We start from the raw sequence: 26553 nt of genomic DNA, 5'->3' as shown, positions 1-26553 counted from the left end.
AATCCGCGAGCGGCGTCCCACGTGTCCACGGCAGACCCGTTCCGACTCCGCAGCCTGAATCCTCCTCGATTCGGCTTCAGTTGTTGACGCCCGCAACGAGTGGAGATACAACCCGGGAGAGCGCTCTCACTTTGCAGTTGCTCCACCCCCACCGCGCCGCCTCGGCTTGAGGAGAACCCGCATGCAGTTCAGCGCCAGCGTGCCCCTTTCCAGACCATCGCGAGCAACCGCCCGGACGCGTACCGCCCTTGGTCTGGTACTCGTCCTGCTCCTAGCGTGCTTCGCCGCCCTGAATCCCTCACCGGCGCACGCCGCCGACCAGCTGCTGTCCCAGGGGCGGCCCGCGACCGCCTCGTCGACGGAGAACGGAAGCTTCCCCGCGGCCGCCGCCGTCGACGGCAACGCCGGAACCCGCTGGTCCTCGGCCTTCGCCGACCCGCAGTGGCTCCAGGTCGACCTCGGATCCGTCCAGCAACTCACGCGCGTCACCCTGAACTGGGAAGCGGCCTACGCCAAGTCCTTCCAGATCCAGACCTCCACCGACGCCAACACCTGGGCCACCGTGTACTCCACGACGACCGCCACCGGCGGTACCCAGACCCTCAACATCACCGGCAGCGGCAGATACGTCCGCCTCTCCGGGACGGCCCGGGCCACTCCCTACGGCTACTCCCTCTGGGAGTTCCAGGTCTACGGCCCCGGCAGTACGACTCCGCCCGACAGCTTCTGGGGCAGCACGAGCGACATCCCCGCCGCCAACAACGCGGTGGAGGTGAAGATCCTCAACCGCACCAACGGCAGGTACCCCGACAGCCAGGTGTACTGGAGCTTCAACGGCCAGGTCCACTCCATCGCCGAGCAGCCCTACCTCGACATGCCGGCCAACTCCGCGGGGCGCATGTACTTCTACCTGGGCTCACCGAACAGCGCCTACTACGACTTCATCGAGTTCACCGTCGGAAACAACGTCTTCAACGGCAACACCACCCGGGTCGACGCCTTCGGCCTCAAGCTGGCCATGCGACTGCACAGCAAGGACGGGTACGACGCCGAAGTCGGCGAGAACCGGCAGACCTTCGCCGAAGACCGCGCGGCGACGTTCCAACGGTTCACCGACGCCGTTCCCGCCCCGTTCAAGGTGCTGTCCCAGACGCAGGCCCCGTACCGGATCATCGCCCCCGGCAGCGACCCGAGCTTCCGGGCCGGTGGCGCCAACGCCAACTACTTCACGTCCTACGCCCAGTCCGTCGGCGTCAACGCCGCCACCTCCGACATCTTCGGCTGCGCGGCCGCCCTGGCCGGCGACCCCGACATGTGCGCAGCGCTCAACCGTCACGTGGCCACCCTGCCCGCCTCCCAGCAGGGGGACCCGGCCCAGTACTACAAGGCCGCGCCCGCGAACTACTACGCCAAGTTCTGGCACGACAACGCCATCAACGGACTGGCCTACGGCTTCCCCTACGACGATGTGGCGGGACAGTCCTCCTTCATCTCCCACGGCAGCCCGCAGTGGCTGCTGGTCGCCGTCGGCTGGTAACGGCCACTGCGGGCGGGACGGTGGGTTCGACGCCGCCGACCACGACCCACCGGAACAGTCGATGCGGCACGTACCAGCCGCGCTGTCGTCGCGGTGTCCGCCTGTCCGCCGCCCCGGCGTGTTCTCGCGCGCCGGGGCGGCGGGCGCCCTCGCGGTGCCCGCGGACCGGCCGGGCGAAGCAATCCGCTTGCCCTGCCGCGGACGGGTGTTGGGGGAGCGGCGGCTCCGGACACCGCGTCGCACGCGAGTTTGAACGGGTCCCCCTCGGTGCGCTAGCATCGATCTTGAGCGGTCCGCCCGAACTCGGGTAGGAGCGACGCGCGTTGGTGGTCCAAGGAAAGACGTCCCGCTTCCTGCGGGGAGATGCAGGTGCAAGGCCTGCCCGGCGCTCTCACGGCCCCGTCTCCAGAACACTGGAGGCGGGGCTTGTTGTATTCCCGTCGCTCCCGCATCGCCGCAGTGCCGTGTCGAGGGCGGCGGCGCAGTAAGCCATGGGGCGGCCGGACGCTCCGGGGCCCCCGGCGAGTCTCACGGCCCAAGGTTCAAGGAATGCCAAGTCGTTGCGCTATGCGTTGACATGCCCCTGCCCTGTAGCTAGCTTCGCCGGGAGTTCTCGTCCGTGCCCCCAGGTCCACAACTTCGGGGGCCCCTCAAGGCGTTCGGATCGCTGGGCGCCTCATGTGAGTGCGCGACAACGTTGTCAATTTCGGTTCTCCATCAGGTGTCAGCTCTCGTGTGCGACAACGTTGTCAAGCTTCCGCTCCCGACCAGAGGAGAAACCCCGTGATGACACGGCGGTTGAGATCCCGCGGCACCAGATTGACCGTTCTGCTCGCCACTGCGGCACTGGCCGGTGCCGGGCTGTGCGCCCCCGCGGCGGCGGCCGAGAAAGCCGCGCTCGTCACCTCACCGGCCACGGTGGTCAACCCGTTCATCGGCACGTCGAACCAGGCCAACGACTTCCCCGGCGCCGACGTCCCGTTCGGCATGGTCCAGTGGAGTCCGGACACGCCCTCGCGGCCCCCCGGCGGCGGGTACGAGTACAACGACTCGTCGATCACCGGCTTCAGTCTCACCCACATCGCCGGACCCGGCTGCGGAGCGGCCGGAGACATACCGGTGCTGCCGACGGTGGGCACGGTCAACACCGGTGCGACGGACGCCTTCTCGCACGCCAACGAGACGGCTTCGGCAGGCTCGTACAAGGTCGCCCTCAACAACCAGGTGACCACGGAGCTGACCACCACGACCCGCAGCGGCATGGCACGCTTCACGTTCCCGGCGAGCAGTCAGGCCAACCTGATCTTCAAGCTCACCGGAAGCCAGAACGGCGCCTCCTCGACGCAGTTCACCAAGGTTTCGAGCACGGAGGTGAGCGGGCAGGTCACCAGCGGCCACTTCTGCGGCGCGGGCAACACCTACAGCGTCTACTTCGACATGGTCTTCGACCAGCCGTTCGCCTCGCAGGGCACCTCGATCGCGAAGACGCCGGCCCCCACCCCGTCGAAGCCTGCCACGGCGTCGAAGAACGCCGCCGAGAAGCCCAACAAGCCGGTGCTCCACGGCAAGATCCCGAACGCGGCGGCTCCGAAGGCGGCCAAGGACGACGCGACCCCGACCGCCGCGGCGTCGAACGGATACGTCACCTTCAACACCACCAACAACCCGGTGGTGCAGGCCAAGGTCGGCATCTCCTACGTCTCCGTCGCCAACGCGAGCGCCAACCGGGCCGCGGAGAACTCCGGTTGGGACTTCAACGCGACCCGCACCGCCGCCCAGAACGCCTGGAACAGCGCACTCGGCAAGATCCAGATCGCCGGCGGGACGGCCGCGCAGCAGCAGAGCTTCTACACCGCGCTCTACCATTCGCTGCTGCATCCGAACGTCATCAGCGACACCAACGGCCAGTACTACGGGTTCGACGGCAGGACCCACACCGTGGACACCGGGCACAAAGCCGCGTACGCCAACTACTCGGGCTGGGACATCTACCGCTCGCAGGCCCAGCTCGAAGCACTCGTCGCGCCACAAGCCGCCTCGGACACGGCGCAGTCGATGGTCGACGACTACGCCCAGACCGGAGTCTTCCCCAAGTGGTCGGAGAACAACGGCGAGTCCTACGTCATGGTGGGCGACCCGGCGGACGCCATCATCGCCGACTACTACGCCTTCGGCGCCAAGGACTTCGACACCACGACCGCCCTCGCCGACATGATCAAACAGGCGAGTACGGCCAACAACGACCGGCCGGGGCTCAACTACCTCGACTCGCCCGGATACATGCCGCACGACGGCACCTACGGCTGCTGCAACTTCTACGGACCGGTCGCCACGACGCTGGAGTACAACACCGCCGACTTCGCCCTCTCCGCACTGGCCGGAGCCCTCGGCGACACCGGCCACCAGAAGGCCTACGCCAACCGCGCGCAAGGCTGGCGCAACGTACTCAACCCCGCCTCCGGCTTCGTCGAACCCCGTAACGCCGGCGGCTCCTGGACCGGCGGCTTCGACCCCACCAGCGGCACCGACATGGTCGAGGCGGACTCCTGGATCTACACCGGGATGGTTCCGTTCAACGTGGCCGGTCTGGCGCATGCCAAGGGCGGCAACACGGCGATGAACCACTACCTGGACACCGTGCTGCGCAGCTACACCGGTGACAAGGGCTACGCATGGGTCGGCAACGAGCCCAGCATCGAACTGCCCTGGGAGTACGACTACACCGGGCAGCCGTACAAGACGCAGGGCACCGTACGGGCGATCCAGGACCAGATCTGGGCCAACACCCCCGCCGGACTGGCCGACGGCAACGATGACCTCGGCGCGATGAGCGCCTGGTACGTGTGGTCCGCCCTCGGCATGTTCCCGGAGACCCCGGGTACCTCCGACCTCGCCCTGGGCTCACCCCTGTTCACCCAGGCCGTGGTCACCCTTCCGTCCGGCAAGACGCTGACGATCAACGGCAACGGCGCCGCGGACAACGCCCCCTTTGTGCAGTCCGCGACGTGGAACGGCACCGCGTGGAACAACGCCTTCGCCCCCACCACCGCGATCACGGCCGGAGGCACGCTGAACTACACCCTCGGCACCAGCGCCAACACCTCCTGGGCGGCGGCCGCTTCCGCGGCGCCGCCCTCCTACGCGGGTGACACCGCGGCACCGGCCTCGCCCCGTATCGGGCCCATCACCTCGGGGGTGGCGGCGAACCTCTGCGTGGACGACGCGAGTTCCTCCACCACCGACGGCACCCACGTGCAGATCTGGGGTTGCAACAGCACCTACGCGCAGGACTGGATCGTCGCCGGCGACGGATCGATCCGGACCCTGGGCAAATGCCTGGACGCCGACCACAGCGGGACCACCAACGGCACCCTGATCCAGTTGTGGACGTGCAACGGCAGCGGAGCCCAGCAATGGACCGCGGGAACCAACGGCTCGCTCGTCAACCCTCAGTCCAAGCTGTGCCTGGACGATCCCAACTCCAGCACGACCAACGGCACTCAACTCCAGCTCTACACCTGCAACGGATCGGGCGCGCAGAACTGGAAGCTGCCGACCTGAGCCGTCGGCACCGGTGGCGAATCCCTGTCGCACGGGTTCCGCCCGTCGCGTGCCCGTGTGTCCTGACCACCTGGCCGGGACACACGGGCACAGGCGACCCCGGTCCACCGGCCGGCCGCCGATCGGCCGTTGCAATCAGCTCGGAGTACGCGCTCTGAACACACGGATGGGGGGCCTGGTTCATGCCGTCGAGCGACATGAACCAAGCCCCCACAAGAAGCGCCTGGGAACCGCCGTTCGAGGTTCACAGGCGGGACCCGACCCGACCGGCATGCCGGGTTCTGCCCCGCCCGTGAACTCCTCCGGACGTCAGTGGGACGACACCCGGGCCGCTCGGCGGTTGTCCGCGGGGCGGAAGTCCTTGTTCGTGACGCAGCCCAGGTTCTTGTAGATGTTCGCGTTCGTCTCGGGGTCCTGGCCGGCCCAGTGGTACTGGCACGCGCCCTCGATGTACCTGCCCTGCACCCCGCCGGGGAAGTCGATCTCCTTGTTCCACAGGTACTGCGACTGGATGCCCGTCATCCGGGCCGTGGCGTTCACGTCGATCCCGCCCGGTGCCTGGATCGCGTAGACCCAGCCGTCCTTGCCGCCTCCGGTGGCGAAGCCCTGGGCCACCCACCGGTCGCACGTCGTGCTGAGGTGCGCCGAGTTCTGCCCGCCTCCGCCGATGATCCACTTCGCCAACGGCGTCAGGTCCGTGCCGAGAGGCGTGAAGCCGCTGCGGAAGATCGCCTGCGGGTCCGGCCGGGTGTCGCCGCGCCACAGGGTGTTCACGTCGTGGCGCCAGTACCAGCCCTCACGCAGCGCGGCCACGTCGACCTGCGAGCGCAGACCGCGGTTCGTCGTCGTCTGGGACCACTCGGAGGACCGGTAGCCACCCGTCGGGCCGCACGGCCCGGTGTCACGGATCTGCTCCGGGGTCCCCGGGAAGGGATCCGTCGCGGCGTCGGCGGAAGCGGCGAACGTCAGTGAAGCGACAAGAAGGGAAGCGGCGGAAGCGATCCGCAGCGCGGTCTTGAACATGGTCGGGCAGGCCTCTCAGTCGGACATCCAGCTCCCGACTCCTAGCCCGGGCGAACTCCGCAGGCACGCTGTCGTCGCCCTGATCACCCGCGGGCACCACTGACTCCACTCACCCGGCTCTGACCGGCGGTCGGATCACCTGATAAGCCGTCAGGAGTGGTGTCGCGGTCGACTGCCTCACCGGCTACCAGGACTCCGAATGACCTCACCTGCCCGCCAGTTGCCGGAAGGGCTTGTGGGAGGGCGTCCATCGAACCGGCCCGCTGTCCCGCTTGACCGCTGTCCCGCCTGACCACTGTCCCGCTTGACCGCGAGCCGGCTGACCGCCCGGGTGCGCGCCGGGTCATCCTCCGTCCGGCACCAGGACCAGATGCAGCGCGGCGCTGGCCCACTCGCCGCTCGGCAGGTCGACGTCCAGCCCGTACTCGGTGAGGACGGTCGCGTGGTGCACCGCGCCGGACGAGACGTCCCGGTAGCGGGTGCCCGGCGGCAGGCCGCGCAGTCGGACGGGCGGTCGGGGGGAGCCGTGGCGGGGGCTGCGCCGGTAGGCGAGCAGCAGGAGTTCCCCGGCGTCCTCGGCGAGATACTGCACGGCCGAGACGGCTTCGCTGAGGGGTTCACCGAGCCGGTACTGGCGTCCCCGCTGGACCAGATGCCGTACCTCCTTGTACGCCGCAACGAGCCCGGCGGCCTCGGCCAGGTCCTCCTCCGGCCAGTGGGTCAGGTCGCCGCCGATGCCGAGCAGCCCGGCCCAGGCGACATGGAAGCGGAACCGGAGGGGGACCGACAGCCCGGTGAGTTGGTTCGGGACGTCGGTCACCCAGGCGGACATCACCCGGGCCGGGTACACCTGGCCGAACCCGTGCTGGATGGCCAGCCGGTCCACCGCGTCGGTGTTGTCGGAGGTCCAGGCCTGGTCGGTGCGTGCGAGGATCCCCGGATCCACGCGGCCCCCGCCTCCTCCGCACGCCTCGATGCGGAGTCCCGGGTGGTCGGCACGGAGTCGGTCGAGGACGTCGTAGAGACGGGTGACGTACCGGGTCCAGAGGCGGTCGTCGCCGTCGGGTTCGTCCGGCCAGCCGGCTTCGCCGAAGGCGCGGTTCATGTCCCACTTGAGGAAGTCGAGGTCGTTGTCGGCGACCAGGCGCGTCAGCCAGTGGTACGCCCAGTCGGCCACGTCCTGCCGGGCGAAGTTGAGGACGAGTTGATTGCGCATCTCCGTACGGGCGCGGCCGGGCACGTGAAGTACCCAGTCGGGGTGGGCGCGGTACAGGTCGCTGTCGGGGTTGACCATCTCCGGTTCCACCCAGACGCCGAAGCGCATGCCGAGGTCGTGGACGACGCGCGCCAACGGGCCGAGCCCCGCCGGAAAGCGGTCCGGCGCCGGTGTCCAGTCGCCGAGTCCGGCCCGGTCGCTGCGCCGTGCGCCGAACCAGCCGTCGTCCACGACGTACAGCTCGACGCCGAGCCGGGCCGCGCGTTCGGCCAGGGCGAGTTGGCCGGCCTCGGTGACGTCGAAGCCCGTGGCCTCCCACGAGTTGTAGAGCACGGGAGCGGTCTCGTCCGCGTGTCGGAGGACGTGGGTGCGCAGGTAGGCGTGCCAGGCGCGGCTCGTGGTCCCGAACCCGCCGTCGCTGCACAGGCCCGCGAGGACGGGCGTCGTGTACTCTTCGCCCGGGCCGAGCGGCACGCGCGTGCCGTCGTGTCCCGCGCCGCCGGTCAGGCCGGCGCGCCCGTCTGGGGTGCGCTGCACAGTCAGTCGCCAGCTCCCGCTCCACGCGAGGACCGTGCTCCACACCCGTCCGTGGTCCTCGGCGGCTGTTCCGTCGTCGAGCATGGCCCAGGGGTTGGCGTGGTGGCTGGTGATCCCGCGTCGACTGGTCAGCACCGTTTCGCCGTACGGCGCCGGTTCCCGACGCAGTTGGGTCTCGGCGGACCACTGCCCGGTGACGTGGCTGAGGCGATAGTCCGCGAGCGGCGGCAGGGTCCACGCCGCCGAGTCGGCGCGCAGCAACTCCACGGGGCTGTCACCGGCGTTGCGCACCACGGTCCACCGCTCGATCACGTCCGTGTCGGCGCGCACCCGGTAGTGCAGCGCGACGTGCACCGGATGGAGGCGGTCACGGAAGCCGAGGACGAGTTCGGCGGTGGTGCCCTCCTGCGTGAGCTGGTGTTCCGTCGGCAGCCAGGCGAAGCCGCGTGAGCCGTCGGCGTAGCGGAGCTGCAGGGACGGCGGCCCGTACCGGGTTCCTCCGTCGACGGGCAGCTCCTCACCCACCGTGGGCCGGCCCTCGAAACTGCTGGGCGGTTCCTTGGCCGGCTCGACCAGTGCGTCCGCCTCTTCGCTGCTGAGACGTGGGCCCCAGGCCACATGGCAGGGAGATCCGGTCTCGTCGATCCGCACGGCGTACGACGTGCGCGGAGTGGTCAGCAGCCAGACGCCGGTGGCCGGGGACTGGGAGATGAGCGACGGCATGGGCCTCACGATCCAGAAGATGGCTAACGCGCCCCGAAGCCAAGCGCCTCCTTGGATTGGCTGTCAACCCCCGCTGCAGAGAGGAGATATGAAGCCGGAAGGGCCGTTCACCGGCGGCGTCCAACGGATCTGACTTCTTTCATTGACAGCGGAAATTAACAGTCATAGGTTCCCGGCCATGCAGTCGCCCACCGCTGTGGAGACGTTCCCGGCCAACACGCCGGCCGCCGCCCAGGTCTTCACCACGGTTCTCGTGCACGGCCCCCTCACCCGGCTGGAGGCGGCCGGGCGTTCCGGCCTGTCGCCGGCCGCCGTCACCAAGGCGGTCCGGCCCCTGCTGGAAGCCGGCTACCTCCTGGAGGACGCCAACGCGGAGGCGCCCCCGGCGCTCGGCCGGCCCGCCAACCTGCTGCGGGTGGACGGCGGACGCGCCTTCTTCGCCGGTCTGAAGTTCACCGGCGACGAGGTCATCGGCGTCCTGGCCAACCTGTGCTGCCGGGTCAGGGCCCACCGGCGTCTGCCGCTCGACGGTCGCGCGCCGGAGCACGTCCTCGACGCGGCGGCGGCCCTGGTGCACGAACTGCTGGCGGAGGCCGAGGAGTTCGGCGTACCCGTCCTCGGACTCGGGATCGCCGTGTCCGGAGACGTGGACCGCGGCGAGGGAACCGTGCGCTACTCGCCCTTCCTGGACTGGCACGACGTTCCGCTCGCCGAACGCGCCTTCCTGGCCTGCGGCCTGCCGGTCACGGTGGACAACGACGTGCGTGCCCTCACCGTCGCCGAGCAGTGGTTCGGCGGCGGCGCCGGACTCTCGGACTTCGCCGTCGTCACGGTGGGCGCCGGCATCGGCTGCGGTCTCGTGGTGCACGGCAGGGTCGTCGCCGGCGCGCACGGCGTCGCCGGCGAGATCGGCCACGTCACCGTCGACCCGAACGGCCCGCTCTGCCACTGCGGCAACCGCGGTTGCGTGGAGGCGATCGCGGCGGACGGCGCGATCCTCGCCCGTGTACGGGAGGTCACCGGCACGGACGTCACCGACATCGCGCAAGCCATCGACCTCGCCCACGGGGGCGACGACAGAATCCGAGCCGTCTACGCGGCGGCGGGGGACGCGATCGGCAAGGGCATCGCCACCGTCGCCAACCTGCTCGGCCCCGCCCGCGTGATCATCTCCGGCGAGGGCCTCGCCGCCTACGACCTGTTCGCCGACCAGATCCGCGACGCCTTCACCGCGGCGGCCTTCGGATCCGCCGCACGGTGCGAGGTGCACACCCGCCCGCTGCCCTTCGAGCAGTGGGCACGCGGCGCCGCCGCGACCGCCATCCAGTCCTTCATCAGTGCGAACCACCCGTTCCCCGACGGACTCACCACCGGCTCGGGCAAAGGCTGAGCCGCCCGTCCCCCCACCGCAACCCCAGGAGGCCCGACCCATGCGGTCACCCTCGTACTCCGCCACGCCCCGACGCGTCCTCAGAACCATGGCCGCCCTCGCCCTCTGCGCAGGCACCATCGGCGCCGCCACCGCCGCCGAGGCGGCGCCCGCCACGGCCGAGCGGGCCCCCACCACGACCGGCACCAGCGCCGACCCGCTCGCGTCCAAGCCCTACATGGGCTGGTCGAGCTGGAGCATGCAGTCCTCCAAATATCCCGGCCTCAACCCCGACGGCGACTACAGCTGGCTGACCGAGGCCAACGTCCTCAAACAGACGGACGCCCTCGCCGCCAAGCTGAAGAAGTACGGATACGACCACGTCAACATCGACGCCGGCTGGTGGCGGGACAACGCCTGGAAGCCGGAGTTCGACCAGTACGCCCGCCAGAAGGCCGACCCCGGCCGCTTCCCGCGGGGCATGAAAGCCGTCGCCGACCACATCCACGCCAAGGGCCTGAAGGCGGGCATCTACCTGCCGGTCGGTCTGGAGAAGGAGGCGTACGACGGCGGCAAGGCGCCCATCTGGAACGCCCCCGGCTGCACCACCGCCGACATCGTCTACGGCGACCTGCGCACCACCAACGGCTGGGACAGCGCGTACAAGCTCGACTTCACCGATCCGTGCGCGCAGAAGTACATCGACTCCCAGGCACAGATGTTCGCCGACTGGGGCTACGACTTCCTCAAACTCGACGGCGTCGGCCCCGGTTCCTTCAAGAGCGGCGACAACTACGACAACGTTGCCGACGTCGCCGCCTGGCACCAGGCCATCGCAGCCGCCGGCCGCCCCATCCACCTGGAAATATCCTGGTCGCTGGACATCGGCCACGCCGCCGACTGGAAGAAGTACTCGAACGGCTGGCGCGTGGACACCGACGTCGAGTGCTACTGCAACACCCTGGTGAGCTGGGAGAACTCCGTCGACGACCGCTTCGACGACACCCCGGCCTGGACCCGGCACGCAGGCCCCGGCGGCTGGAACGACCTCGACTCCCTCGACGTCGGCAACGGCGACATGGACGGTCTGACCAAGGCCGAGCGACAGACCTACGCCACCCTGTGGTCCATCGCCAAGTCGCCGCTCTACACGGGCGACGACCTGACGAAGCTCGACTCCTACGGCGTCTCCCTGCTCACCAATCCCGAGGTCCTCGCCGTCGACCAGGGCCCCAACCCGCCCGCCGCGCCCGTCACCGCCTCCGACCCCCAGCAGGTGTGGGCCGCCAAGAACCACGACGGCACCTACACCGTCGCCCTGTTCAACCTCGCCGACCGCCCCGCCTCCGTGAGCGCCGATTTCTCCACTCTCGGCTTCACCGGCAAGGCGAAGGTCCGCGACCTGTGGAACCACGAGAACCTCGGCACGCGCACCGACCGCGTCACCGAGGCGCTGCCCGCCCACGGCTCCCGCCTCTTCACCGTCACCCCGAACGGCCGCTCCCTCGCCTGGACGGCGATCGAGGCCGAGGCGAGCGGAAACACCCTCGCCGGCAACGCCTCCGTCGCCGACTGCGGCGCGTGCTCCGGCGCCAAGAAGGTCGGAAACCTCTACCAGGGCGGCAAGTTGACCATCGCCGACGTGGTCGTCGCGAAGGCGGGCCAGTATCAGCTCAAGGTCTCCTACGTCAGCGGTGACGCCCGCTCCGCCCTCGTCTCCGCGAACGGCGGCGGCGCCACCGGCCACACGTTCCCCTCCACCGGCGACTGGTCCACCGTGAACACCGTCCACGTGCCCGTGACCCTCAAGGCCGGGGCGAACACCGTCACCTTCGACAGCGGCACGGGCTACGCCCCCGACATCGACCGGATCGACGTACCGAAGTCCTCCTGACACCACCCGGTGGCCCGGCCCCCGCGAAAGGCCGGGCCACCGGTCCGACTTCTGGAGCCGCCATGAACGCACGTCCTGACCACCCCAGCAGGAGAACGGCGTTGTCGCTGGCCGCGACCGCCGGACTCACCGCGGCACTCGGCGGACTGCCCGCCTTCACTGCCTCCGCGGCGCCCGTCCGCCCCACCGCCGACACCCCCCAGGCCGCCGCCACCGCAGCCGACCAGCTGTGGTGGCAGGCCCCCGGCGACGAACACTCCATGATCGAGCAGGGCCTGCCCGTCGGCAACGGCCGCCTCGGCGCCCTCGCGAGCAACGACCCCGGCCGCGAACTGCTCCTCGTGACCGACGCCACCCTGTGGACCGGCGGCCTCAACGACACCCTCGACTCCGACGGCCAATTCCCCTACGGACGAGACGACTTCGGTTCTCTGACCCTGCTCGCCCGACTCACCGTGGACATCCCCGACCACGACCTGTCGGCCGTCACCGGCTACCGCCGCACCCTCGACCTGGACCGGGCGGTCGTCACCACCTCCTACGTCCACGCCGGCATCACCTACCGGCGTCAGCTCTTCGCCAGCCGCCCGGACGACGCGATCGTCCTGCACTTCACCCAGAGCGGCGCGGGCCGGTACACCGGGAGCGTCACGCTCGCCGGCAGCCACGGCGAGAAACTCACCGGCGCCGAGTCGTTCGGCGCATCGTTCCCCAACGGCCTGCGGTACGGCGCCGCGATCAATGCGTACGGCACCGGCGGCCGAGTCCGGGTCAGCGGCCCGACCATCGAGTTCGCCGGCTGCACCGACCTCACCGTCGTCCTCAGCGGCGGCACGAACTACGCACCCGACGCCGCCCACCACTACCGCGATCCGGCGCTGGACCCGGAGAAGCTCGCCCGCGCCAAGGTCACCTCCGCCGCACACCACTCGGCCGCCACCCTTCTGCGCACCCATGTCGCCGACTACCAGCCCCTGTTCCGTCAACTACGGCTCTCCCTGGGCAGGTCGAGCACCGGGCAGCGGGCCCTCGACACCTGGTCGCGACTGCGCTCCCGGTACGAGAGCGACACGCCGGACCCCGAACTGGAGGCCGCCTACCTCCAGTACAGCCGCTACCTGATGATCTCCGGCTCGCGCGGCAGCCTTCCCATGGGTCTGCAGGGGGTGTGGCTCGACGGCAACGACCCCGACTGGATGGGCGACTACCACACCGACATCAACCTCCAGATGAACTACTGGATGGCCGACCGGGCCGGTCTGTCGCAGTGCTTCGACGCCTTCGCCGACTACTGCCTCGCCCAGCTGCCCTCCTGGACCGAACTGACGAACCGCCTCTTCGGCGACCCGCGCAACCGGTACCGCAACTCCACGGGGAAGACCGCGGGCTGGACGGTCGCGATCTCCACCAACCCCCACGGTGGCGGCGGCTGGTGGTGGCACCCGGCGGGAAACGCCTGGCTCGCCAACAGCCTGTTCGAGCACTACGAGTACACCCGGTCGCGGGAGTACCTGGCCAAGATCCACCCCCTGCTCAAAGGCGCCTGCGAGTTCTGGGAGGCCCGGCTGATCACCACGACCGAGCCCGGCACCGGCCGCGAGGTCCTGATCGCCGACAGCGACTGGTCGCCCGAACACGGCCCCCTGGACGCCCGCGGCATCACCTACGCGCAGGAACTGGTGTGGGCCCTGTTCGGCAACTACGCCGAGGCCGCTCGGGTGCTGGGCCGCGACTCCGCCCACGCACGCACGATCCGCGGACTACGGGACCGCCTCCACCTGCCCCAGGTCAGCCCCACGACCGGCTGGCTGGAGGAGTGGATGTCGCCCGAGAACCTCGGCGAGACCACCCACCGCCACCTGTCCCCGCTCGTCGGCCTCTTCCCCGGCGACCGGATCCGCCCCGACGGCTCCACCCCCGAGGACATCGTCGCCGGCGCGACCGCCCTCCTCACCGCGCGCGGCATGGACAGCTTCGGCTGGGCCAACGCCTGGCGCGCACTGTGCTGGGCCCGGCTGAAGAACGCAGACAAGGCCTACCGCCTCATCGCCACCAACCTGCGCCCCTCCGTCGGCGGCGTCAACGGCACCGCCTTCAACCTGTTCGACATCTACGAAGCCGGGCCAGGACGCGGGATCTTCCAGATCGACGCCAACTTCGGCACCCCGGCAGCCATGATCGAGATGCTGGTGTACTCCCGTCCCGGACACCTGGAACTCCTTCCGGCCCTGCCCTCCGCATGGGCCGACTCGGGATCCGTCGAGGGCGTCCCGGTGCGAGGCGGCTTCGTCGTGGATCTTGCCTGGCGGAACGGCCGCCCCACGCGACTGCGCGTGACCAGCACAGGTGGCCGCACCACCGCGGTGGTCTTCGACGGGAGGTCCCGGACGGTGACGCTCGAACACGACGAGACCGTCACGATCCAGGACTTCACCCGATGAGGCCGGCACGGCGCGGGCGGCTGGTCGCCCTGGCCGCCGTCATCGGAGCGGCGACGGCGGTGCAGCCCCTGTCCACGACGGCCCGTGCGGCGAACGGCACGCACGACGTCGTCACCTGGGCGGCGGCGGCCGACCGGGTCGGCGACGGCGTGGCCGACCGCGGCTACCGGCTGGTCGTCCACACCAGCGTCGGCGGCGACAACCTCCGGGTGCGGGTCTCCAACGCGCTGGGAGACCGCCCCGTCACCTTCGACAGCGTCTACGCCGGATTACAGTCCTCCGGCGCCGGACTGGTCCACGCCGGCAACCGGCGGCTGACGTTCGGCGGGGCGCGGTCGATCACCGTCCCGGCCGGGGCGACGGCGTACAGCGACCCCCTCCCCGGCAGGATCGCAGCCGAGAGCAACCTCGTCATCAGCCTGCACAGTCCCGACGCGGCCGGCCCCGCCACCGGTCACGGCATGGCCATGCAGACCTCGTACGTCTCGGAAGGCGACCACACCGCAGAGGAGGGCGCCGCGAACTGGTCCGGAACCACCGGCTCGTGGTTCTACCTGGACGCCGTGACCGTGCGCGCGCCCTCCGCCACCGGAGCGGTGGTCGCCCTCGGCGACTCCATCACCGACGGATGGCAGTCCAGCACGGACCTCAACCGCCGCTGGCCGGACTATCTCGCCCGACGCCTGCGGACCTCCACCGTCACCACCGTGCGCGGAGTGGCGAACGAAGGGATATCAGGGAACAAGGTGCTGGCCGACGGCGCCGGCCGCAGCGCCCTGAACCGACTGGACCAGGACGTGCTGTCCCACCCCGGCGTGCGCACCGTGTTCCTCTTCGAGGGCGTCAACGACATCAAGGCGCACACCGGCGTGACCGCACAGGACATGATCACCGGATACCTGCGGATCATCGAACGCGCCCACGCGGCAGGCACATGCGTCGTCGGGGCGACCATCGGACCGTTCAAGGGCTGGTCCGAGTGGGACCCCGCGGCCGAGACAGTCCGGCAGGAGGTGAACGACTTCGTCCGTGACAGCGGAGCCTTCGACGCGGTGACCGACTTCGACAAGGCCGTCCGCAGTCCGTACGACCCCGAGCGGATCCTGCCGTTCTTCGACAACGGCGACCATCTGCACCCGAACGACAAGGGGATGCAGGCGATGGCCGACGCGGTGAATCCCAAGGACCTGGAGTGCGCCTCCGGCCCGTGACCCGGACGGACCGTCCCGGTGGGCCCTGGAACAGGGAGCCGACATCCGCGGGGACGGTCCGCCGGCCAGGCTTCACCACCTGATGGTGGCGGCGACCGGCAGATGGTCGCTGTGGCCGGCGGGCAGCACCCACGAGCTCTCCGGCGTCACCCCGCGGACCATGATCTGGTCGATCCGCACCATCGGGAACGTCGCCGGCCAACTGAAGCCGAAGCCGTCCCCGGCCACGTCCTGGGCCGACCGCATCCGTGAGGTGATGCCGTCGAACGCACGGTCGTCCATGGTGCCGTTCAGGTCGCCGAGCAGGACCACCCGCTCGTTCCGCTCGGCGGAGAGTGCCTTGCCGAGTGCCTGGGCGTTCCTGTCCCGTGTCTCCGTCCAGAAGCCCACGCGGGGATTCACCCGCGCGGACCCCAGATGGGCCACATACACCGCCAGTGGGCCCCGGTCCGTGGCCACCGTGGTGCGCAGCGCTCGGGCGTAGGCCGCCCTGACATCGGCTGGCTTGGTCGCCGCCAGCGGCCCGTAGTCCGTCAGGATGTCGACCTGCCGAGTGTCCGACAGGGGCAGCTTGCTCCACACGCCGACCGTGCCCCGCACCGCGTGATAGCGGTAGGCCTTCGCCAGCTCTTCCTCGTACGCGCCCCGGGCCTTCTCGGTCAGCTCGACCAAAGCCAGCACGTCCGCCCCGGAGGCGGCCAGGTCGCGTGCCGTGCCGGTCGGGTCGGGATTGCCCGCGCCGACGTTGTGCTCGACGACCGTGAGGTCGCCTCCCCGGTGGGACCTGTCGCCGAGCAGCCCGCCGAAGAGGTTCAGCCACACCAGGACCGGCAGCAGCAGCGCGACGACCGCCGAGGCGGAACGGCGCCACAGCGCGCCGGCCAGCATCACGGGAACGAACACCCCGAACCACGGCAGGAAGGTCTCCACCAGGCTGCCCAGGTTCCCGATCCGGTTCGGGATCCTCTTGTGCAGCAGCAGGAGGAGCCCCAGCAGTAGTGCCAGTACGGTGATCACCACGCCGCGCTTCCAAGGCTCCGGCCGGGCAAGGGCGCACGCCGTCCCGCGGATGCGCGTGCGCCACGCTCCGGCGCCGCTGTCCCGGCGGGCACCCGCGGGACCGTTGCCACCGCTCGGCGTCCGGCGGTCGCCGCCGCCCCGCCCGGCACCTGCCGTGTCCACCTGCGCCACCGTCTGTCCTCGCTCGCTGCCGGTCACTGCCGCATCCTCGGGTCTCGTGGTCTCGTGGTCTCGTGTCGGGTCGGCATGGCTCCGCGGGCAGCAGTCGTCCACGGGGGCCGGGTGGCGTGGGGCGTATCCGGGGCCGCGCCCAAGAGGGCCGTCATGCCGTGGGCGGCGAACCTGTGCTGCTCGCCGGGACCGTCGTCACCGGCGCGATGCCGGATGCCCGATGCCAGTCAAGGCAGGGTGATGTTGCCGGAGCGTACGTGCTTTTCAATACGCCGACGATATGCAACGACTCGTAGCATCGAGAGCATGCGTGTGCTGATCGTCGAGGACGAGCCCTATATGGCAGAAGCCATCCGCGACGGTCTCCGCCTGGAAGCGATCGCGGCCGACATCGCAGGTGACGGCGACAGCGCACTGGACCTGCTGACCGTCAACACCTACGACATCGCCGTCCTCGACCGCGACATCCCCGGCCCCTCCGGTGACGAGGTCGCCCAGCACATCGTCGCTTCCGGAAGCGGCATGCCGATCCTCATGCTCACCGCGGCCGACCGTCTCGACGACAAGGCCAGCGGGTTCGGGCTCGGTGCCGACGACTACCTCACGAAACCCTTCGAACTCCAGGAACTGGTACTCAGGCTCAGAGCCCTCGACCGACGACGTGGACACAACAGGCCCCCCGTGCGAGAGATCGCGGGGCTGCGCCTGGACCCGTTCCGTCGCGAGGTCTACCGCAACGGCCGTTACGTCGCTCTGACGAGGAAGCAGTTCGCCGTGCTCGAAGTCCTCGCAACCGCCGAGGGCGGTGTCGTCAGCGCCGAAGAACTGCTGCAGCGCGCGTGGGACGAGAACGCGGACCCCTTCACCAACGCCGTACGGATCACGGTCTCCGCGCTGCGCAAACGCCTGGGCGAACCCTGGATCATCGCCACGGTGGCCGGCGTCGGCTACCGCATCGACCCGACACCTCACGCCGGGCTTGAAGGAGAGACCCGTGGATAGGCCGCCCGGGTTGAGCGTTCGCCTCAAACTCACCCTCAGCTACGCCGGGTTCCTCATGGTCGCCGGTGTCCTGCTGCTCGCCGCGGTCTGGGTGTTCCTCCTGCGCTACGTCCCCGAGCGCGCGCTCATCGTCCCCCGCGGCACCCCCACCCATGGCGTCTTTCCCATCCGGTCCAGCCTCCTCCACGTCTTCGCTCCGAGGGCAGCCGCGGTCCTGGCGTTCCTCCTGGTGCTCGGTCTGGCGGGAGGGTGGCTGCTCGCCGGACGCATGCTCGCCCCGCTGACCCGGATCACCAACGCCACCCGCACGGCCGCGAACGGAACGCTCTCGCACCGGCTCCGGCTTCCGGGCCGCAAGGACGAGTTCCGCGAGCTCGCCGACGTCTTCGACGGCATGCTCGAACGGCTCGAAGCCCATGTCGGCGAACAGCGGAGATTCGCGGCCAACGCGTCGCACGAACTGCGCACCCCGCTCGCCACCTCCAAGGCACTGCTCGAAGTGGCCCGCACCGATCCGGACCGCGACACCGGCGAACTCATCAACCGCCTGTACGTCGTCAACACCCGGGCGATCGATCTCACCGAGGCACTGCTCCTGCTCAGCCGCGCCAACCAACGGTCCTTCACCCGTGAGGCCGTCGACCTGTCCCTCATGGCGGAAGAGGCGACGGAGACCCTCCTCCCGCTGGCGGAGAAGCACGGCGTCACCATCGAGACCAGCGGGGAGGTCACGCCCACGACCGGTTCGCCGGCGCTCCTGCTGCAACTGACCATGAATCTCGTCCACAACGCGATCGTCCACAACCTGCCCGGACAGGGAACGGTGCGGGTCAGGACCAGCGTCCGCCCCCAGTCCGTCGTGCTCACGGTCGACAACACGGGTGAGACGCTCACTCCGCAACTGGTCTCAACACTCACCGAACCGTTCCAGCGCGGCACCGAACGTACCCACCTCGACCACGCGGGCGTCGGCCTCGGCCTGGCCATCGTCGACACCATCACCCGCGCCCACGACGGCACGCTCACCCTCACCCCGCGCCCCACCGGCGGCCTCCACATCACGGTCGAACTCCCCGCCGCGACGCCGCTGTCGGACAGATGATCGGCCGGCCGACAGCGAGGGAGGCTCCGGGCCGGCCGGCTGGGGCAAGGGGGTGAGCGACCGGAGTCTGTCCGCACGCGGCCGCCCGCTGCGCGAGTTGCAGGAGGTGACTGTCGGCTTCTCTCGGCCTGCTCCAAGAACTCGGCGGACAGTGGCCGAATCACTGTCCTCACACAGTGATCACGCCCTGCAACACCTCCTGGACACGGCACTGCCGCTCGGGTCGGGCATCGGCGGGACGTCGGCCCTGCTGGAAGTCGTCGGCACTCGGGTCTTCGTGAAGCGGGTATCGCTCACCGACTTGGCGAACGGCGTCCTCGTCGAGTGAGTGCGGGCAGCCGCGTGGCTGAGATTCCCGGTTGCGGCAGCGATCCCGGCAGCGTGAAACTGCAGATTGACCGGGTCGTCGTCGCGTCTTCGAACAGGCCACGGTTTCCGTGGGCTGCCTGAGAGGTCAGTCCGTCGCGGTGGTCGCTTCGACCGGTTCCGCGGTGCAGCACAGGCGATCGAACCCTTGCCGGTCTGCATCCACTCCACGGTGGCGTGCCGGGCGGCAGCGGCGTGTGCGCGGGCGTCGGCCACGACTCCGACGACCGCTGATCAGCTGGTCGTGCGGCGAATCGCGACGACGGCGGCGTCGTCGTTGAGGTGACCGTGAACGTGGGCTCGCAGATCGTCTCGTAGGTGGCGCAGCAGCTGGTCCGGTTCGTTTCCGGTCCATCTCGGGGCTCGTTCGGTGAAGGGGTAGAAGTGGCCGGCGGTGTTGCGGGCTTCGATGACGCCGTCCGTGTAGAGGAGCAGGAGGTCGTCGACCGCGAAGGGAAAGGTCTGGATCTGGTAGGAGGTGATGCCGAAGAGTCCGCCGAATCCGATCGGGAGGTGGTTTGCCTCGGTGGTGAGCGGGGTGAGGTGTCTGCCGCGGAGGAGGAGCGGCGGTGGGTGTCCGCAGGTGATGACATGGACGACGGGTTCGTCGTCGGGGATGTCGAGCAGTGTGGCGGTGGCGAAGTCCTCGTTGATGTCCGGGTCTTCGTGAGCTCGCCACTGGCCTGCGTCCCAGCGGAACGCGGCGTCCAGGTGGACGGCGAGCTGGGGGAGGGTCGCCTGCCGATGGGCGGCTGCGCGGAAGGCGCCGAGCAGGAGGGCGGAGTTGTTGATCGCGGCCAGGCCGTTGCCACGGACGTCGCCGATGAGGAGCCGCGTGCTGCCGTGGGCGGTTCGGGCGGCGGCGTACAAGTCCCCGCCGAGGTCGGCCTCTTCTGCGGCGGGAATGTACATCCCGGCGATGCGCAGTGGGCCGGCGTGTGCGGGCAGCGGCTGCAACAACACACCCTGCGCGACCGCGGCCACCGATCGCACCTGTTCCAGCTGGCGCTCGCTGCGGTCGCGCACCACGCAGATGAAGACGCATGCGACGGAGACGACGATCAGGGCGGCGATCTGGGCCTGGATGTTGGCGGTGGTCAGGTCTCCCCGGATCGCGCCGATCAGCACCTGGGCGGCCACTGCGAGGCCTCCCATGAGCGCCGTCATTCGGACTCCGGCGAACGCGACCGTGATCGCGGGCGCCGCCACCAGTAGCGGACCGAGATGGATGTACTCGGGAATCAGTACGTCCACCACACAGACCGCGATGATCAGTCCTACGGGGATCGCCACCAGGGCCGGTGCGTGCCCCGGCCGCCAAGAACGTCGCGGATCCGGCCCCGGTCGAAAGGTCATGGATGAAGGCTTCCACGTGCCGCGCATGCAAGGACGTGCGCCGCTCCGAGGACCGGTTCGATCCCCCTGAGACGCGTACCGGCCGGGCCGCACAGTCCCAACCCATGGACGGCGTGCGCGGCGTGCGCTGGGCCTCACAGCCAGCCTGTCCTGCGGAAGACCCCCGTAAGTGGACGGGAAACCACGTCGCGCAGCGGCGCCCCTGCAGGTGAGGACTTGGGTCGGCCGGGGGAACGGACAACGCGACGGCGCCGCCTCCCCGTGGGACCGGGAGGGCGGCGCCGCGCTGGTATCCGACGGAATTACACCAGCCAGCCGACGAAGTGGACGAGGCCGGCGAGGATGTCGGTGAGCAGGTTCATGGTGAAACGATCTCCTTGCGATGGTGCATGTGTGTGGGACCAACACCCCGGTCCTGTATGGGACAGGGACCAGGCGTGCGTCAGCTACGTTCTGCAGCACGTCGCTTGCACTCCGTAAGCATCGTGGTTCGTGCAGGCCTCACGCAATTCCTGAGGCAACGATCACCTGTTCGTGCGAACAACTGCGCGCCTGTTCGTTTCGGGGCCTCGTTGACCATGCGCAAGCGGCCGCGCCACACCTTGCCGAGGGGATAGGGACGCCCCAACGGAACAGGGGCGCACCATGGTGAGAAATACTCTTCCGATGAGGTCACGCACTTTCCCAACCAGCCAACCGATCACGATTCGGAGGGCTGTGGCGCGGGATGCCAAACGACTCACGCGGATCGTGCGTGGCTCAGGTGCCTACCAGGGGGAGTACGCAGGCGCAGTCGCGGGCTATCGAGTCGGTCCCGACTACATCGAGTCCCATCGCGTCTTCGTGGCCGTATCCGCCGACGAGCACGAGGAAGGCCGGGTCCTCGGGTTCTATTCGCTCGTCCTTGTTCCACCGGAGCTCGACTTGTTGTTCGTCGCTGACGAGGCGCAGGGGCGGGGTATTGGAAGGCGGCTCATCGAGCACATGAAGAACGAGGCTCGTGCCGCCGGGCTGGACCGTCTCAAGGTTGTGTCGCATCCTCCCGCCGAGGACTTCTACCACCGCGTCGGCGCGGTCCGCACCGGGACCGTGCTCGCGAATCCGCCCGCCGTTCCGTGGGACCGTGCAGAGTTCGAGTTCCGCATTCCTTCGAAGTGATGCTGCCGGGTCGCGGGGGGACTCAGCCGCCCTCGCGACCGGGACGTCAAGGTCAAACGATGGCTCTTGCCGCATCCGACTGGCGATGACCGTTCGGCTGTACGGACCGAGAAGGTTGTCCCTACGCGGAGCTGGGCCAGGAACCCGCCTGCCGGCCTGCGTCCGGTTCGGCCTCGGCAGCGTTGCGCCCCGACGCGCCCCCGGTCCCGCGCGTCGCAGCCAGCGCGCCCAAGTGCTGTTCCGCGCTGTCCAGTAGGCCGAGGTCTGCCTTGGTGTGGGCGATGGCCGAGTCGATCAGGAGGGCCACCAAGGGCTCGTCGGTGTGCAGTCGGCGTTGGCGGGAGAGACCCGCGAGTTCCGAGAGGTACGTCTGCCGCTGTGCCTCGATGAGGGTGGCGAGGGCCTCTGCGCCGAGCGTGGTTGCTGCCAGGAGCTTCAGGAAGATCTCGTCGCGGAAGCCGCCGGTGCGTACCCAGGAGCTGGTGGCCCACGTCTCGAGCTCGGCGCTGCCCGCGGAGGTGAGCATGTAGAGGTTCTTGTCCGGGCGGTCGGCCTGTGCGACCTGGGAACGCGTCACGTAGCCGTCGCGGACGAGCCGTTCGAGGATCTGGTAGAGGTGACCGATGTTGAGGCCGCCCCACTGCGGGCCGATGGTCTCCTCGAACTGGGCCTTGAGCTCGTATCCGTGGCTCGGACGCTCCGTCAGGAGCGCCAGCACGGCGTGATGAAGCGGCATACACATCCTTCCTGCATTGTGACAACATACCCATGGATTGTGGCAATGCAGGGGAGCGGGGGGCTACTTCGATGGCTGTGCACGTGGCGTTGCGCGGCGTGAGCCGGCGCTATCCCGGGTTGATCGCTCTGGACAAGGTCGACTTGGAGGTCGCCCCGGGGGAGGCGGTGGTGCTCACCGGGCCCTCCGGATCCGGCAAGTCCACGGTGCTCCACGTGACCGGAGGAATGGACCGGCCGGACGAAGGGAGCGTCGAGATCGACGGCGCGAAGCTGTTGGCCCGGCATCTGGACGACCACCGCAGACGCATCGGTTTCGTCTTCCAGCGCTTCCATCTCCTGCCCGCACTCACGGTGCTGGACAACGTACTCGCCCCGGTACTGCCCCGAAGAGTCGACTTCGACCGACGGGAGCGCGGCATGGAACTCCTGGAGGCGGTCGGTCTGGGCACGCGAGCCGACGCTCTCCCGGCGGAGTTGTCGGGAGGACAGCAACAACGGGTCGCTGTGGCAAGAGCGTTGATCAACCGGCCGGGCCTGCTGCTTGCCGACGAACCGACGGGCAACCTCGACAGCGTCACCGGCCGGGAGATCATCGACCTGCTGATGTCCCTGCGGGAGAGCTACGGCATGACGATGATCATCGCCACCCATGACGCCGAGGTCGCGGCGAACGGGGACCGGGTGGTGCGTCTGCAGGACGGCCGGATCACCTCGAACCGGCGGATCACGGCCTCCGCCGACGCACTCGACCGCCTGGGAGGGCTGCGCCCGTGATCGCGATGATCATCGGGCAGCTCATCCGGCGGCGCACCCGCGCGCTGGCGCTCGCGGCAGGAATCCTCGTGGCGGCGACCAGCTTCACGCTGCTGACCTCCACGGTGCACACGAGTCAGGCGAGCACCATCGGCACGGTGGCGAAGAACGCCCGCTCCGCGTACGACGTCCTGGTACGACCGCCCGACGCGCAGACCGACGTGGAGCGGTCGAGCGGTCTGGTCGCGCCGAACTTCCTGTCCGGCACCTTCGGCGGCATCACGATGGACCAGTACCGGCGCATCCGTGGCCTGGCCGGAGTCGACGTGGCGGCACCCGTCGCCAACATCGGCTACCTGATGGTGTCCAACACCGTCTCCGTCGATGTCTCCCGTTTCCTCGACGGCAAGGCGTCCCGACAGATCCTGCGGATCGCTCCGAAGCTCACCGCCGGGCTGGAGACCTATCGCACCGCCGATCAGTACGTCTACCTCACGCGTTCTCCCATCACCTCGGGGAAATCGGACGACCTGTTCGAGTCCGAGACCCTGGAGAAGGGACAGGCCGACAGAAGTACCCGGCGGTACATGATGAACGGCAAGTACAACGTGTGCTTCTACTTCAACGGCGACAAGACCGGGCAGACACAGTGGAACCTCGACCTGCCGATGAAGGAGAGCATCATCGGCGAGGATCTCAGCGACCGCTCCGCGTTCGACCCCGACCTGCACTCGCGGATGAACTGCCAGTCGGGGCAGGGCAAGGCCACCATCGACATTCCCGTCGCGTACCCGGTGCTGCTGTCCGCCGTCGACCCGGCAGCGGAGGAGCGCCTGGTGGGCCTGCGCCGTACCGTCACGTCGGGCCGCATGATCGCGGAGCGGGACAAACCGTACGTGGTTCCGCCCTCGAGAAGCCCGCAAGGCCAGCGAGAGGCACACATAGCGGTGGCGCTCAGCAGCCACGCGCTGACCGCGGGCAGGATCAACGCCACTGTGGAGCGCCTCGACACCGGAGATCCCGCGAAGCTGCCCTCACGGCTGGGCAATCCGACGGCCAACACCTTCGTCAAGAACCTGCGCGGCACACCCGTGGGGCACGTCAGCGTGGACCTCGGCCAGGGATACCGGAAGGCGGTGCCCCGGTTCGGGGTGGACGCCACCAACTACTGGACGGTCGGGCCGGTGACCTACCGGCGGACGGCGGGCGGCAGCCTGGCCGCGGTTCCGCAAGCCCCGCAGAAGCCCGGCCTGTGGGTGACCAACCTGAACGAGCAACCGGTGGCGGACGTCCCCGAGGAGAACACAGGCCCGCAGTACCGGAAGGTGACGAGCCACGCCTCCACCTTCTGCGACGGTATGGGACGGTGCCAGGAGCTCGACTTCGGCCGTCTGGAGGCCCCCTACTTTGACGTCGTCGGCCGCTTCGACACCGGCAGGCTCCCCGGCTTCTCGCCACTCTCGCAGGCCCCGCTGGAGACGTACCAGTCGCCACAGGTCACCGGTGAGGACCGCACCACCCGCACCACGCTGAACGGCCGACCACTGCGCCCCGACCGGAACTTGGGCGGCTACCTCACCCCGCCGCCCACCATGCTCACCACCATGGACTCGATCACGGCCCTTACCAGGAGCCGCCGCGTCCCGAGCCTCCAGGACAAGGCGCCCGTCAGCGCGATCAGGCTCAAAGTGGCCGGCGTGACCGGCGTCGACGCCGCGTCCCGGGCCCGGGTCAACGCCGTGGCCGGCCAGATCCGCACGGCTTACCCCAGGCTTCAGGTGGACGTGACGGTCGGCAGTTCCCCCCGGCCGCAGACCGTCGTACTCAGCGACACGGCGCGGGTGACGGAACGGTGGGTGGAAAAGGGTGTGGCCCTGCGGATCCTGAGGGCCGTGGACACCAAGAGCGTCATCCTCTTCACCCTGGTCCTGGTCGTCTGCGCGCTGTTCCTCAGCCAGGCGGCGCTGGCCTCGGTGCGCTCCCGCCGCACCGAGATCGGCACCTTGCGCTGCGTCGGCTGGAGCGGCGGCGAGGTACTTCGGCTCATCCTCGGTGAACTGGCCGCGATAGGGCTCGCGGCAGGCTTCGTGGGCGCGGTGCTCGCGTACGTGCTCGGCCGGCTGCTGGGCCAGCCTGACGCCGGTACCAAGTCGCTGATGGTCGTCCCGGTGGCATTGCTGCTGGCCACCGCCGCGGGTCTGATCCCGGCCTGGCTCGCGACACGTCTGGGCCCCATGCAGGCGGTCCGAGCGCCGGTGACGGCGGTTCGCCGGTCCCGCCCGGTGCGCTCGGTGGCAGGCCTGGCCATGGTCAACCTTCTGAGGGTGCGCGGCCGCACGTTGCTCGGCGCGTCGGGCCTGGCGCTCGGAGTCGCCGCGTTCACCACCTTGCTGGCTCTGACACTGGCCTTCCGCGGCGAAGTGGCGGGATCGCTGCTCGGCAACGCCGTGGTCGCTCAGGCCCGGGCCGCCGACTATCTGAGCGTCGCCCTGTCGCTGGCGCTCGGCGCGGCAGGAGCCGTGGACGTGCTGGTGCTGTCACAGCGCGAGCGCGCGGCGGATCTCGCCATCCTGCGGGCAACGGGGTGGACCAACCGCGAACTCGCCCGGTTGACGCTCTACGAGGGGATCGGACTCGCCCTCCTGGGCAGCTTGTCCGGGGCCGGCATCGGACTGGTGGCGGTCATGACGCTGGGGCGCGGCGTGCTGGAGGGGCACTTCGTCGCGATCGTCGGCGCCGCGCTGCTGGCCGCGATGGCCGCCACCGCGTTGGTGGGCGCCGCTCTGACGGTCCCCGTCCGAAGACTCGTGCGGATCGCACCCGCCCACCTGCTGGCCGCCGACTGACCACGCGAGGCACCGGCTCTTCCGAGGGCGCCTGCCGGGCACCCAGGGACCTACCCGGTGTCGCGCCGCCGCGGACGCTCGAACTGGGCCATATACGAGATCTAGGAACCGCAATCGTAATCGCCGGGGAGGCATGAGGACCGGGAGCCGACTGGACGCTCGAAGCACTGCCCGCCCTGCTCGGCGCCGACGACGACCCCGCCGCGTTCGTTCCCCGCCCGCCTCACCCTGCTCGGCGGCCCCCCCCGCCCGACCGGCGCGCACACCGAGCCCCGCACAGTCGCATCGCGCATCTCTGACGATGCCTCAGCGCCTGCGCCCGGTCGACTGCCCCGTATCGATCCGGAGCCGACCGGCCTCCTCCCCGCACCGGCATTACCGAAGGCCCTGCTTTCGGCGTGAGTTCGGAGGCCTGTCACCGTCGGATGACGTCCGTCACCTCGGCGGGTTGTGCGTCGATCAACGGGTACTGGGACTGCGCCGACGAGGGTCGGCGCCCGGAGTCGGCAGGACTGCCGCTCTTTGGGCC

17 protein-coding genes and 1 pseudogene are annotated in these 26553 nt (G+C 69.6%); 13 read left to right on the top strand and 5 right to left on the bottom strand.

Features of this window, described 5'->3' with window-relative positions; all coding sequences use genetic code 11:
* The first annotated feature begins 181 nt into the window (after window positions 1-181).
* Together B0675_RS27240 and B0675_RS27235 are read left to right on the top strand one after the other, a co-directional pair.
* Window positions 182-1537 (top strand): beta-1,3-glucanase family protein, encoded by a 1356-nt coding sequence (locus B0675_RS27240; protein ID WP_081222256.1) that lies wholly within the window; start codon window positions 182-184, stop codon window positions 1535-1537.
* A gap of 786 nt (window positions 1538-2323) precedes the next feature.
* Window positions 2324-5098, top strand: a complete 2775-nt coding sequence (locus B0675_RS27235) for a lectin (protein ID WP_081222255.1) — start codon at window positions 2324-2326, stop codon at window positions 5096-5098.
* Window positions 5099-5407: 309 nt separating this feature from the next.
* On the opposite strand, the gene B0675_RS27230 is transcribed toward B0675_RS27235, so the two are convergent.
* Complete coding sequence (locus tag B0675_RS27230) at window positions 5408-6121, bottom strand: hypothetical protein (protein WP_081222254.1); 714 nt, start codon at window positions 6119-6121, stop codon at window positions 5408-5410.
* A 343-nt stretch (window positions 6122-6464) separates the two neighbouring features.
* On the bottom strand, window positions 6465-8597 hold the full coding sequence (locus tag B0675_RS27225; protein WP_081222253.1) for an alpha-galactosidase: 2133 nt from the start codon (window positions 8595-8597) through the stop codon (window positions 6465-6467).
* A 178-nt stretch (window positions 8598-8775) separates the two neighbouring features.
* Between B0675_RS27225 and B0675_RS27220 the strand changes: the two genes are divergently transcribed.
* The 4 genes from B0675_RS27220 (at window position 8776) to B0675_RS27205 (ending at window position 15512) form a co-directional block, all read left to right on the top strand.
* Window positions 8776-9987: an ROK family protein gene (locus tag B0675_RS27220; RefSeq protein WP_081222252.1), complete on the top strand. Its 1212-nt coding sequence runs from the start codon at window positions 8776-8778 to the stop codon at window positions 9985-9987.
* 40 nt (window positions 9988-10027) lie between these two features.
* A complete protein-coding gene (locus B0675_RS27215; RefSeq protein WP_081222251.1) occupies window positions 10028-11860 on the top strand; it encodes a CBM35 domain-containing protein in 1833 nt (610 codons plus the stop codon).
* Window positions 11861-11922: 62 nt separating this feature from the next.
* Window positions 11923-14301: a glycoside hydrolase N-terminal domain-containing protein gene (locus B0675_RS27210; protein ID WP_081222250.1), complete on the top strand. Its 2379-nt coding sequence runs from the start codon at window positions 11923-11925 to the stop codon at window positions 14299-14301.
* Window positions 14298-15512 (top strand): SGNH/GDSL hydrolase family protein, encoded by a 1215-nt coding sequence (locus B0675_RS27205; protein WP_081222249.1) that lies wholly within the window; start codon window positions 14298-14300, stop codon window positions 15510-15512. The genes B0675_RS27210 and B0675_RS27205 overlap by 4 nt, the downstream gene beginning before the upstream one ends.
* Window positions 15513-15584: 72 nt before the next feature.
* Here the strand turns inward: B0675_RS27205 and B0675_RS27200 are convergent, their stop codons facing one another.
* Window positions 15585-16730, bottom strand: a complete 1146-nt coding sequence (locus B0675_RS27200; RefSeq protein ID WP_081222248.1) for an endonuclease/exonuclease/phosphatase family protein — start codon at window positions 16728-16730, stop codon at window positions 15585-15587.
* Between the two features lie 279 nt (window positions 16731-17009).
* On the opposite strand from B0675_RS27200, the gene B0675_RS27195 reads away from it, so the two are divergent.
* From B0675_RS27195 to B0675_RS41540, 3 genes are all read left to right on the top strand, one after another.
* The gene (locus tag B0675_RS27195) at window positions 17010-17705 is read left to right on the top strand and encodes a response regulator transcription factor (protein ID WP_081222247.1); all 696 of its coding nucleotides are present in this window, start codon (window positions 17010-17012) and stop codon (window positions 17703-17705) included.
* Window positions 17698-18807: a HAMP domain-containing sensor histidine kinase gene (locus tag B0675_RS27190; protein ID WP_081222246.1), complete on the top strand. Its 1110-nt coding sequence runs from the start codon at window positions 17698-17700 to the stop codon at window positions 18805-18807. Before B0675_RS27195 ends, B0675_RS27190 begins: the two co-directional genes overlap by 8 nt.
* 151 nt (window positions 18808-18958) lie before the next feature.
* Entirely contained in the window at window positions 18959-19135 is a 177-nt protein-coding gene (locus B0675_RS41540; protein WP_179165450.1) for a hypothetical protein, read from the top strand.
* Between the two features lie 272 nt (window positions 19136-19407).
* Here B0675_RS41540 and B0675_RS27185 read toward each other — a convergent pair whose 3' ends face one another.
* Window positions 19408-20466, bottom strand: coding sequence for a PP2C family protein-serine/threonine phosphatase (locus B0675_RS27185; RefSeq protein WP_241540019.1), 1059 nt, complete (start codon window positions 20464-20466; stop codon window positions 19408-19410).
* A 729-nt stretch (window positions 20467-21195) separates the two neighbouring features.
* Here B0675_RS27185 and B0675_RS27180 point away from each other — a divergent pair.
* Window positions 21196-21687 (top strand): GNAT family N-acetyltransferase, encoded by a 492-nt coding sequence (locus B0675_RS27180; protein ID WP_081222244.1) that lies wholly within the window; start codon window positions 21196-21198, stop codon window positions 21685-21687.
* A gap of 121 nt (window positions 21688-21808) precedes the next feature.
* Here B0675_RS27180 and B0675_RS27175 read toward each other — a convergent pair whose 3' ends face one another.
* Window positions 21809-22423, bottom strand: a complete 615-nt coding sequence (locus B0675_RS27175; RefSeq protein WP_081222243.1) for a PadR family transcriptional regulator — start codon at window positions 22421-22423, stop codon at window positions 21809-21811.
* 71 nt (window positions 22424-22494) lie between these two features.
* On the opposite strand from B0675_RS27175, the gene B0675_RS27170 reads away from it, so the two are divergent.
* The 3 genes and pseudogenes from B0675_RS27170 to B0675_RS42210 all read left to right on the top strand — a co-directional run.
* Complete coding sequence (locus B0675_RS27170) at window positions 22495-23199, top strand: ABC transporter ATP-binding protein (protein ID WP_081222242.1); 705 nt, start codon at window positions 22495-22497, stop codon at window positions 23197-23199.
* 5 nt (window positions 23200-23204) lie between these two features.
* Window positions 23205-26024 carry an FtsX-like permease family protein gene (locus tag B0675_RS27165; RefSeq protein ID WP_081223910.1) on the top strand — a complete coding sequence of 940 codons (2820 nt, stop codon included), beginning with the start codon at window positions 23205-23207 and terminating at the stop codon, window positions 26022-26024.
* Window positions 26025-26143: 119 nt separating this feature from the next.
* Window positions 26144-26242: pseudogene (locus B0675_RS42210) on the top strand (DNA-3-methyladenine glycosylase 2 family protein); the annotation flags it as partial.
* Between the last annotated feature and the right edge of the window lie 311 nt (window positions 26243-26553).

The organism is Streptomyces sp. M41(2017) (assembly GCF_002078175.1).
Lineage (GTDB): Bacteria > Actinomycetota > Actinomycetes > Streptomycetales > Streptomycetaceae > Streptomyces.
The sequence above is the reverse complement of the archived record's forward strand: the minus strand, read 5'-3'. Positions and strand labels throughout refer to the sequence as shown.